Below are 11,450 nucleotides of genomic sequence, written 5' to 3' on the forward strand. Positions count from 1 at the left end.
AAACGTGTGCAAATAACGATAAAATGTCCAACGTATTCTGTATCACAGAAAGCCGGGCATGTCGTGTTCAAACGCATCATGCGAGTATCCAACAGCACGCATATTTTAAGAAGAACAAAAGTAGGAGGTTGTCCCTTGGCTCTTCTTGACGACGTCAAAAATGAACTCGTTTCCAACAACAATGAGCTCCCGACGGTCATTATGGCTCAAGCGGCAGCTATGATGCGCTTTGCTGGCGGTTTAAGGCCAGTAAATAACCAAGCTGTGATTCGCGCTCAGTTTGACTCTCAGCGTTCCGCACAGTGGCTTGTAGAGGTCTTAAAGACGCACTTCCAGCGCGAGGCGACCATTTCGCAGGTTTCGCGTCAGACTCCAACTGGTACTGTTCTTCGTTACGACGTAGTTGTTGATCACGGTGCTGCAGCATTAGCACTACAATCTGGTTTACTTGACCGTCGCATGCGCATTGTTGCAGGCCTGGCCCCAGAAATTATCGGCGGAAGTATCGCTCAAATTAAAGCAGCATGGCGTGGTGCATTCCTAGCTCACGGCGCAATTTCCGATCCTGGCAAAGCAAGCTACTTGGAAGTCGTGTGCCCAACTCACGAAGCTGCAAACGCCTTGCAAACTATGGCAGCTCGCTTAGGTATTACAGCTAAAGCTCGCCAAGTGCGCAGTTCCGAGCGTGTAACATTGCGCGATTCCGACGCAATCGAACGCATGCTGAATCTGATTGGTGCTCCGCGTTCTGCTCGCGAATGGACAGGCAAGCGCTCAGATGGTGAAGCACGCGGAAAAGCTAATCGTCTTGCAAACTTTGACGACGCAAATATGCGTCGTAGTGCGAAAGCTGCTGCCGAAGCTTGCGAAAAAGTTCGTCACGCCTTCGACATTTTGGGTGACGATATTCCAGATAATCTGCTGATGGCTGGAAAGCTTCGCTTGGAGCACAGTGACGCAAGCTTGGAAGAGCTTGGTCATTTGGCTGATCCTCCAATTACGAAGGATGCTATTGCAGGACGAATTCGTAGACTTTTGCAGCTTTCGGCGAAGGTTGAGAAGTCGCGCATGCAGCAGCTTTAATATCGTTTTTCCGGCGTTTGTTGTCGTTTTTGCTGCGGTAGATTGTTGAAGACTTGCGGTATAATTGCACACGGCATTGAGTTAATGTTTAGGCTGATTTTAAGTCTTTTTGAACGCATTAAGCCAGTATGGTAAGCCAATAGATCTGGAAAGGATACCAATGAAGACACTGAAAGATTTGGGAGATTTGAGCGGCAAGCGCGTTTTGGTTCGCGCAGATTTTAACGTTCCTCTCAAGGGTACTACGATTACCGATGATGGTCGTATTCGTGCTGCTTTGCCAACAATTAAGGCTTTGCGCGAGCAGGGTGCGAAGGTGATTTTGATGGCTCACCTTGGTCGTCCAAAGGGTCAGGTTGTTCCAGAGCTTTCTTTGGCTCCAGTTGCAGCTCGTTTAGGTGAGCTTCTCGGCGTGAAAGTTGCTTTGGCTGCAGATACCTACGGTGAGGATGCACAAGCTAAGGTTGCTGCAATGAACAACGGTGACGTTGTTTTGCTTGAAAACGTGCGCTTTAACGCAGAAGAAACCAGCAAGGATGCTTCCGAGCGCGCAGATTACGCTAAGAAGATTGCGTCTCTTGGTGAAGCATTCGTTTCCGACGGCTTCGGTGTTGTTCACCGCGCTCAGGGCTCTAACTACGATGTTGCTGCCGATCTTCCAGCAGTTGCAGGTTTGCTTGTTGAAAAGGAAGTGAAGGCACTTTCTCGCGCAACCGAAAATCCAGAGCGTCCTTTGACCGTTGTTCTCGGCGGCTCCAAGGTTTCCGACAAGCTCGGCGTTATTGAAAACTTACTCTCTAAGGCTGATCGTCTTGTTATTGGTGGCGGCATGGTCTTCACCTTCCTCAAGGCTTTGGGCCACGAAGTTGGTACTTCCTTGCTTGAGGAAGATCAGCTTGAAAAAGTTAAGGGCTACATTGAAACCGCTAAGAAGAACGGCGTTGAGCTTGTGCTTCCAACCGATATTGTTGTGAACGCTGGCTTCCCAGCAGGAGATACTCCTGTTGCTCCAGAAGTTGTTCCAGCTGACGCTATTCCAGCAGACAAGATGGGCTTGGATATTGGCCCTGACTCTCAGAAGCTTTTCCACGACAAGATTGTCGATTCCAAGACTGTTGTGTGGAACGGCCCAATGGGCGTGTTCGAAGTTCCAGAGTTTGCAGCAGGCACTCGCGCTGTAGCTCAGGGCTTGGTTGACGCAACTAAGAACGGCACTTTCACCATTGTTGGCGGCGGCGATTCCGCTTCCGCAGTGCGCAACCTTGGATTTGCGGAAGATGGCTTCTCGCACATCTCCACTGGTGGCGGCGCTTCCCTCGAGTTCTTGGAAGGTAAGACTCTTCCAGGCTTGAGCGTGCTTGAGTAAATAAGCTTTACGCAAGTCGTAAATAAATTTTACGCAAGTCATAAGTAAACTAAATATTTTAGATTATGCCGGCTTTCGATTTTATGAATCTTTTGTAAATCGGAGTCGGCATAATACTAATTCGCGTAAAATCTTGCGTAAAATCTTGCGTAATACTATTAATCTTCAATCCTCAACTTTTAAGGGTGATTATGGTTGTTAAAAGAAAGCCGCTAGTCGCAGGTAATTGGAAAATGAATTTCAATCACCGCGAAGCAACGCATTTTATACAAAAATTTGCGTGGCTCTTGCGTGACGCGCACTACGACTGCCGCGATTGCGAAGTGGCTCTTATGCCTTCTTTTACTTCTATACGAAGCGTTCAGGTTCTTGTTGAGTCTGATCGTCTACCAATATTGTACGGAGCGCAAGCAGTTTCCGTTACTGCTCAAGGCGCTTTTACAGGCGATGTTTCTGCAGATATGCTTGCAAGTCTTGGATGCTCAATGGTTATTGTTGGACATTCTGAGCGTCGAAAGTATCATCCGGAAGACGATGCGAATATTGTAGACCAGGTGCGTGCGGTTCTTGCGGCTGGAATGACTCCGATTTTGTGCGTTGGTGAAAGTTTTGAGGAACGCAAGCAGGGGATTGAGCTTGATTTTGCTGTTGGTCAGGTTCATGACGTAACTCGCGATTTGGACGCAAAGCAGGCTAAGCGCTTGATTATTGCTTATGAACCTGTTTGGGCAATTGGAACAGGCATGGTTGCTACTGCTCAGTCGGCTCAGGAAGCGGCGTCTGCTATTCGCGAAGATTTGCGCGCGACTTTTGGAAGTGACGTGGCAGATACTGTTCGTATTCTTTACGGCGGATCTGTGACTTCTTCCAACGCTGCAAGTCTTATTGCTGAGCCTGATGTTGATGGCTTTTTGGTTGGCGGAGCTTCTTTGGATGCAGAGGAGTTGTCGAATATTGTGCGACTCACCGCAGCACAATCGCGTCTATAGGTCAACGGTTCTTATTAAGATTAGTCGGGTACTCTAAGACAGGAGGTTACTTGTGTCCGCTCTGAAAATCGTTTTGCAGGTATTGCTTGTGCTTACTAGCATTTTGCTCACTCTGTTAATTTTGATGCACAAGGGCAAGGGCGGCGGCCTTTCCGACATGTTCGGCGGCGGTTTAACGAAGAACGCCGGTAGTTCTGGTGTTGCAGAAAAGAATTTGAACCGTTGGACAGTGATTATTGCACTGATTTGGGTTGCGGTAATTGTTATTTTGAACTTAATGACTAAGTTCTCACTAATTTAAGTATTCTTTTAAGCGCGTAGTCGAAAGATTGCGCGCTTTTATTTTATTAAAACGCATTGTGTTGATTGTGCGCGCATTAAACATTGAGGTACGTATGCTTCGTTTTTCTCCATCGCTCATTATTGCCGATCTTGATGGCACTATGCTTCATGATTCACAAACTTTTGAAGGCAGATATTTAAGCCAAGAAACTGTTAGCGCTGCTGAGCGTTTGCATGAATCTGGGATTCCGCTTGCAATTATTACGGCTCGCCCTGTTGGTAGTGCTTTTGATTTTATCCACGATTTGCAAGCTCAAGTTTGCGCATATCTTAATGGTGCTCTTATTGATTTTGATTGCGCGCATAGTACTATTAGTGATCTTACTTCGCAGCGAAGTATTGATACTCTTACGCGTTTTGGCTTTGATTCTAAGCTTGCTAGTGATGTTTGCTTGCGTTTGCTGAGTGACATCCCTACGCTCCGTCTTGGTATTGTGATGAACGACGTTCGTTACACTAATTTTGATGTTCGTATGCTTTGGAACGAGCAGGATTTTATTATTACCGATTTTTCTAATGTTCCAAGTGGCATTGCAGACAAGATTATTATTGTTCCTCGAGAGAGTGAGAAGGAGCAGCTTCAGCGTATTCTTCCGAGCGATTTTTCATTGCATATTAGCGAAGATGTGTTGTGGATGCTCACGAATCCTCTTGCAAACAAAGGACACGCGCTGAACGTTATTTGCGATCGTTTGGGCGTAAAGACGAGCCGCACAGTTGTTTTTGGCGACGATATTATTGATATCGATATGTTTCGCGCCGGAGGATACGGTGTTGCGGTTGCGAATAGTAATCAGCGTTTGCTTGAGATTGCGGACGAAGTTTGCGCTTCCAACAACGATGACGGCGTTGCCAGCTGGCTTAATTCAAACCTCTTAATAGATTGCGAATAACACACCTTTCGTTACTAGTGCAGTTGGGCGGAGTCATACGTCGAGCGCTCCAAACGTGGAGAGTTTCGTTCGCGTTTGGAGCGCCTAACCCTCTGCAACCCTCCAAACGTGGGGAAATTATGTCGCGTTTGTAGCGCCTAATCCTCCGCAACCCTCCAAATGCGAGATGATGCTCGCGCTCTAAGCGCTCGCTTACGAAACTCGCGTGCGCCATCGTAACGTTTTAACCAAATCTCGCTGGCAAACTCTTTCTGGCAGGTAATCACCGTTATTTTCTCAGTATGTTAGCTGAGTTTTTAACGGTGTTTTGCTTATTACCGTTATTTTCTCAGTATGTTGACTGAGTTTTTAACAGTGTTGTGCCTATTACTGTTATTTTCTCAGTTTGTTGACTGAGTTAGTAACGCTCACTATCTTCCTGTAATACCTTTTATCCACAACGCTCAAAATTTATTGCGCAAATATTGTATCTTTGAATAATAAATTGTATGAGCAATACCAGTAACGAAATAATACGCATGATCGAAAATGCAGAAAGTAATCATCAATGTATACGACCAATTACTAGTGCACAAAAGCAGTATGCGTATAGATGCGTGAAGAAAGGCACTTTTGTGCGCACTTTCCGTAATCTTTGCGCGCGAACTGAGTACTGGCAGAAGCTATATCCGTCTGAAAAAATGCGTCACATAGCTATTTCTTTAATGGAGATTTATCCAGAATGGAAGTTCACTGGTCTTACTGCTGCTGCGTTACTTGGCTATGATATTGTGGAAAATTATGATGATGTAGAAGATGGTAGTGATAATATTCAGTGCAACTTCAGTCCTTCTGTAAGTTCAACGAAGATTTATATCCGTAGTTCTGTGCACAAGTCTGCTAACGATAATCCGTATTTGCATAGGATTATGCGAACATGCAAAGAGCTGGATGGTACAAGTGACGACGTGCGTATTGTGCAGCCGAGTCGCAAGTATGATGGGCAGCTTATTACGCTTCCGCATTCAAGCGACAGAGTAAGTTACGAGATTAGAAGTCATATTGTTGACAAGAGCACGATGCTTTTTGATGTTGCGAATACTGTGAATTTTAGGACAGCGCTGCCGATTTTTGATTCTGCTGCGCGTGATAACGTGAACTTTAACAAGGTTCTTGAGACTTGCGGAAGAAGATACGGGACTTCTGCTGGCGGACGTAGAAATGGTTGCGTTAATGAGCTTCAATACGTGGAAGACGTTTATGATGAGTACGATTCATTCAATGAAGAATATGAAGATTTGCGTACTCGTGAGAAGAGTGTAGTTACTGCTAATTCTGCGGAGTCGTTTGCGAATGCATTTGCTGTCGGCGGGTTCGGAAAATATGGGAGTAAAGAATATTCGCTTCTTATGCTGCGCCGCCTTTGCCTTTTTAAGAATGGTTTAAGCGAGAATGGCGGTGAGTCTTTCACGCGAGGCACAATGATTGATCTTGGGTTTATGGTGCCTGAGTTGCAGCATGAGTTTGTTGTGCCGAATTCTAGGGTTAAGTATAGGTGTGATTTTTTGTGGCGGGTTTCGGGCGGTGGCCTGATTGTTGGCGAGCTTGATGGGTATGACAAGTATTTTGTTGATTCGACTAATTCAACGCATGCAAATATCAACTTTAATTCTTCGTCTGATACTCAAATATTGCGTAATTCCTACAATCAGGCCGCTATTAATCGCAATATTGATAGGCAGGCGGAGCGTGAGTCGGTGCTTTTTAGGGAGTGCGGCGTGAGTAAGATTGTGCGCTTCAATTTTGCGGATGTTGTTGGTGTTAAGAATCTTGAGCGGAAGCTTGTTGAGGCTGGTGTTCCGCGGATTATGAGCGTTGGTTGATATCGAGAGCTTTTAGCGCGCGCGGTTGTTGTCGTTTTTCGACATTGGCGCAGATGGCGTACTGCGTTATGGTCTCATTTTGCCTGTTCGGAGACCGTCGTGCAGTAGTCATTCTGCGTTAGCAACGCTGTTTTGTGGCTAGTAGCGTTTTTGTGTGGTTGGAGTATATTTGTAAGTGTTGAGAGAAAATTTTGCTTTTGCTATGTTTTTAAATATTGCGAAATGCTGAGAAATATTGCGAAATATGGCGAATATAGCTAAGTGATGCAAGGTAGCGTTAAGTAGTGCGAAGTTGCGCAAACTAGCGCTAAGTAGTGATAAGGAGTGTGAAGGTGAAACGTAAGTATAGTCTTGTTTCTGGTTGTTTAGTTTTGGTGCTTAGTTGCATGTGTAGCTTGAGCGCGTGCGGTAAGTATGTTCAAACTAATAACAATGCTAATTCTACAAGCGGTTTTTCCGTTTCCGATGACTCCAGTAGTAAGAATTTGTCAGAAAATGTATCTCTTAAAGATATAGCTAAAAAATGCAATTTCAAGTCTTGGCGTCTTGAGTCTTGGCACTCTCATAGTCCAAATTCTGCACCTGACATACTTACTATAAGTGAAGATCAAGATGGCTCTAGCGAAAGAGAAACCTTTAAGAGAGATTATGCTTGTGCTATAAAAAATGCCAATCCTAGAGATTCGATTGCAGAGAAATTCAGTGATAAGATAGCATCTTCAGATATTAGTTCTTTTTTCTCTGCTGATACTGAAGACTATGACAATTATATGCCACCATATCTTTGTAGCACATATTATATATATCCTACATACCGTCAAATAAACATAGAAAAATTTAAATAAGTATTTTATGGTTAATTATTTGTTTAATGTCAAAAGAACATTATTGAGTTAGTTCGTATTTCATAATATCGGCATCAGACATTGATTATTAGATTTTTATATGTGTAGATAATGGAGTTGTTAGTAGTTATGAGTAGAGCAAAAAAATTTATATATTTTGTAGCATCTTTATCAATAGCCTTAACAGGTTTATCTGGTTGCGGTGAGAATAATGATAAAATAAATTCTTCGAGTCCGTCGGGAGATTCTATTAAGTCGTTAGCTGCAGAATGTGGATTAAAAGTCATAAAGGATCCTGTATATTCTAAATATGACATGGCAATTATTAATGGTTTTAAAACGTTTAATGATTTTAATAAAACTAAGTTGTGCTTGCTAAAATCTAATATTTCTACCGCAAATCAAGATAATATTAGTATGCTTGGTTCAGATGATACTGAAAATTCTTTTAGATATTTAAACTCGGATGTTGTTGCAATTGCACAATACAATGCTAATCCTAAACATCATATGCTATACCGCTGGTCATTGCCTTTAATAAATTGTGGTAAAAATCCCTATAAGGGAAGTTGTTCTAATTCTATTTTCATTATGACGAAAGAAGATTTAAACAAGTTCAATCTTGATCAGTTGAATCGAAAGAAATGAATATTGCGAAATATTTTGAAATATTGCAATGTGGTACTAAGGAGTGTGAAGTGAAACGTAATTATAAGCTTGTTTCGTGTTGTTTGGTTATGGTGCTTAGTTGCATGTGTGGTTTGAGCGCATGTGGTGAGCCTGTTCAAACTGGTGGAACTGCTATGGGTTCTGTTAACAATGGCACTAACCATTCTAAAAATGTAACTATTAGAGAGGCAGCTATTGCATGCAATATCTCCGAAACTAATGTCGTTGATAATGGAGATTTATCTGAATTCTACCCGGCAGATCTTGAGCATAGTGACGAGCCTACGCCTGTGTTTTTTAGAGAAATTAGTAGTTATGTTTTACATTTTTTGACTAAAGATGTTCCATGTATTATTCGAGGATTAAATCATGATGATTCTAAAGCTTTAGAATTAGCTTCTAAGGTTGAGAGAACATTTAGCAAGTGTAATCCTGATAATATTAATGACTGCTTTAAAGAAAATAACCTCTCGTTTATTAATTATGTTGGACGTTCATATGTAATAATGCTACATATCCGCGGTACAGGAATTTACTTTGATGCTTTCAGTGTTGACGCTTTTAATAAGTACTCTTTTAGTAAGGGCGGTTACTTATATAACTAGTAGTTGATTTTTATTTGTTGTAAAAGGAGTTGTTTTAGCATGTTTAAGAGAATAGTTGCATCTGTTACAATGGCTGCTGCTGTAATGTGTTTGTGCAGTTGTAGCTCAGGTGGTAATAGTAATAGCGTTAAAAGCGATGTAGTTAATAATAATATTAAGTTAGTTGCTAATAATTGTGGTATAACTAAGCTTGCTAAGGAGCCTTTATATAATAAAGAAGATATTTATATAAAGAATAATTTCTCGTCTTTTGATGATTTTTATAAACGGGCAAAGTGTTTATCTGATTCTATTGCTCCGAATGATGATCTTTTAAAGGATGAATTAAAAGCATTTAAAATCTATTATGATAGCAAGAGAGAACGCTTAGGTTATTATTTCCATGACAACTACGGAGTATTAATGAGATATAGCTATTCCGATAAGTGCGGTGGGATATATAATCCAGGTACGTTTGCAAACATTAATTCCAACATCGACGCATCTAAATATTGTCGAGTTATACTTTTGATTAGCAAGGATAGCGTTAACAATATGATTCAATATGGTAGCTCTCGAAAGAATTAGTTAAGCATTGCTAAGTTGTAGTGCGTTTTAATTTTTCGGATGTTGTTGGCGTTAAGAATCTTGAGCGGAAGCTTGTTGAGGCTGGTGTGCCGCGGATTATGCGCGTTGGTTGATAACGAGTGCTTTTAGAACGCGCGGTGTTGTCGTTTTTCGACATTGGCGCAGTTGGGCGGAGTCATACGTCGAGCGCTCCAATTGTGAGGAAATTTCCTCGCGTTTGGAGCGTCTAACCCTCCGCAACCCTCCAAATGCGAGATGATGCTCGCGCTCTAAGCGCTCGCTTACGAAACTCGCGTGCGCCATCGTAACGTTTTAACCAAATCTCGCTGGCAAACTCTTTCTGGCAGGTAATCACCGTTATTTTCTCAGTTGGTTGACTGAGTTTTTAACGGTGTTTTGCTTATTACTGTTATTTTCTCAGTTGGTTGACTGAGTTTTTAACGGTGTTGTGCTTATTATCGTTACTAGTGCAGTATGCTTTCTGCGTTAGTAACTTTTGAAGGTACAGCGCATATGTACCTGTGCTTATTGCATATTAGAGTAGTAAAATGCTGATTTTGGGGTAAATTTGCGAAATAAAATTGTCGATTTTGGGGTAAATTACGGTAATAAAAATTGTCGATTTTGGGGTAATCTGCTAAAATAAAATTGTCGATTTTGGGAAGAAAGGCGGAATTGCAATGGTTTACGAAGGTAATACGTCATCTAAAACTCATCGTAATCTCATGCGACAATCGTTAGATGCAGCACGTAGCGAGTCGCGTAGCAAATCAACCCTCAAATTCCCACGCAAAATATACTCTGAAATGCTAGCCTGGAAGTGCGAGTCCAACGGTAAAACAGCGCTGCTTATCGAAGGTCCGCGTCGCGTAGGAAAATCGACAATCGTAAAAGAATTCGTCCAAAATGAATACGAAAGCTACATTATTGTTGACTTTTACACCGCATCGAAAGAAGTAAAGGAACTCTTCGACGATCTTTCGGACGTAAACTATATTTTCTTGCAGCTGCAACTAGCGTACAAAACAAGCTTAAAAGAGCGAAAATCTTGCATTGTCTTCGACGAAGTACAGCTTTGCCCCAAAGCGCGTCAAGCCATAAAAGCTTTAGTGAGCGACGGCAGATATGACTATATAGAAACAGGTTCGCTAATTTCGATTCATAAAAATGTTAAGGATATTCTTATTCCGAGCGAAGAACACAAGCTGAAAATGTATCCGATGGATTATGAGGAGTTCACTCGAGCGCTTGGTGATGAAGTTACGATTCCGCTTCTGCGTAAACTATATGATTCTAAAAAGCCAATCGGTCAGGCTGCATACAGGAAGATTCTGAGAGATTTTCGTCTTTATATGCTGGTTGGCGGAATGCCGCAAGCTGTAGAAAGTTATATTGAAACTAACGATTCTAGTGCTGTGGATCAAGTGAAACGCAACATTCTTTCACTGTATGAGGATGATTTTAGGAAGATTGACGCAACTGGTAAAATTTCCGCGATTTTCGACGCTATTCCTGCGCAACTTATGTCTAACACGTCGCGATACCACGTTTCTAGTGTTCTTGCTGGGAAAGGTGCGGATGATATTCTTGAGCAACTCGCACAGCTAAAGGATTCCGGAACCGTTCTCATTGCGAATCATACTTCTGACCCTTCTGCAGGAATGGCTCAATATAAGGATTTGACTAAATTTAAGCTTTTTCTTGCGGATACTGGATTGTTTGTTACGCTGGCTTTTAAGGATAAGTCGTTTACGAGCAATGATATTTACGCGCGATTGTTGAGCGGTAAGTTGCAAGCGAATCTTGGGTACGTTTATGAGAATATGGTTGCACAAATCTTGAGTGCGCATGGGCACGAGTTGTATTATCACACTTTTGCGGAGGATTTGGTTGATGAAGGTGATTGCGCAAGTGGTGATGGCACAAGTAGTGATGGTGCGATTAGTGCGGAAAAGCGTGGCAGGAGCAATTACGAAATTGACTTTTTGATTGCGGAGAATAATAAAATTGTGCCGATTGAAGTGAAAAGTTCTGGCTATAAAACTCATGCTTCGCTTGATGTTTTCTCGCGCAAGTTTTCTTCGCGTATTGCGCGCGAGCTGCTGATTTACACTAAAGACTATCAGCGCGTTGGTGCGATTGAATGTTTGCCGATTGTGATGGCTGAGTTTCTGTGAGCGCGACGACCTGCTTGAGCGCAGCACAGCGCGCGCGAAAGCAATTCGGAGC

At 42.5% G+C, this 11,450-nt stretch carries 11 protein-coding genes; all 11 read left to right on the forward strand.

The genetic code is table 11. The features are described 5' to 3' along the window. Positions 1–135 precede the first annotated feature (135 nt). Entirely contained in the window at positions 136–1,083 is a 948-nt protein-coding gene (gene whiA, locus HXT52_RS02150) for a DNA-binding protein WhiA (RefSeq protein WP_019261085.1), read from the forward strand. Between the two features lie 160 nt (positions 1,084–1,243). Then, on the forward strand, positions 1,244–2,449 hold the full coding sequence (locus HXT52_RS02155; protein ID WP_421776097.1) for a phosphoglycerate kinase: 1,206 nt from the start codon (positions 1,244–1,246) through the stop codon (positions 2,447–2,449). 191 nt (positions 2,450–2,640) lie between these two features. Then, a complete protein-coding gene (gene tpiA, locus HXT52_RS02160) occupies positions 2,641–3,438 on the forward strand; it encodes a triose-phosphate isomerase (RefSeq protein WP_375169430.1) in 798 nt (265 codons plus the stop codon). A 52-nt stretch (positions 3,439–3,490) separates the two neighbouring features. Beyond that, complete coding sequence (gene secG, locus HXT52_RS02165) at positions 3,491–3,739, forward strand: preprotein translocase subunit SecG (protein WP_004127207.1); 249 nt, start codon at positions 3,491–3,493, stop codon at positions 3,737–3,739. Between the two features lie 94 nt (positions 3,740–3,833). Continuing rightward, positions 3,834–4,673 carry an HAD hydrolase family protein gene (locus HXT52_RS02170; RefSeq protein ID WP_421776098.1) on the forward strand — a complete coding sequence of 280 codons (840 nt, stop codon included), beginning with the start codon at positions 3,834–3,836 and terminating at the stop codon, positions 4,671–4,673. A 488-nt stretch (positions 4,674–5,161) separates the two neighbouring features. Beyond that, positions 5,162–6,535 carry an AMP-dependent synthetase gene (locus HXT52_RS02175; protein ID WP_421776099.1) on the forward strand — a complete coding sequence of 458 codons (1,374 nt, stop codon included), beginning with the start codon at positions 5,162–5,164 and terminating at the stop codon, positions 6,533–6,535. A gap of 332 nt (positions 6,536–6,867) precedes the next feature. Then, positions 6,868–7,380 carry a hypothetical protein gene (locus tag HXT52_RS02180; RefSeq protein WP_421776100.1) on the forward strand — a complete coding sequence of 171 codons (513 nt, stop codon included), beginning with the start codon at positions 6,868–6,870 and terminating at the stop codon, positions 7,378–7,380. 129 nt (positions 7,381–7,509) lie between these two features. Continuing rightward, on the forward strand, positions 7,510–8,028 hold the full coding sequence (locus HXT52_RS02185) for a hypothetical protein (RefSeq protein ID WP_421776101.1): 519 nt from the start codon (positions 7,510–7,512) through the stop codon (positions 8,026–8,028). Positions 8,029–8,078: 50 nt separating this feature from the next. Beyond that, on the forward strand, positions 8,079–8,654 hold the full coding sequence (locus HXT52_RS02190) for a hypothetical protein (protein WP_421776102.1): 576 nt from the start codon (positions 8,079–8,081) through the stop codon (positions 8,652–8,654). A 39-nt stretch (positions 8,655–8,693) separates the two neighbouring features. Beyond that, the gene (locus tag HXT52_RS02195; RefSeq protein WP_421776103.1) at positions 8,694–9,221 is read left to right on the forward strand and encodes a hypothetical protein; all 528 of its coding nucleotides are present in this window, start codon (positions 8,694–8,696) and stop codon (positions 9,219–9,221) included. Positions 9,222–9,946: 725 nt separating this feature from the next. Beyond that, complete coding sequence (locus HXT52_RS02200) at positions 9,947–11,398, forward strand: ATP-binding protein (RefSeq protein ID WP_421776176.1); 1,452 nt, start codon at positions 9,947–9,949, stop codon at positions 11,396–11,398. Positions 11,399–11,450: the final 52 nt, after the last annotated feature.

The sequence above is a fragment of the Gardnerella sp. KA00288 genome, from assembly GCF_049244085.1.
GTDB lineage: Bacteria > Actinomycetota > Actinomycetes > Actinomycetales > Bifidobacteriaceae > Bifidobacterium > Bifidobacterium greenwoodii.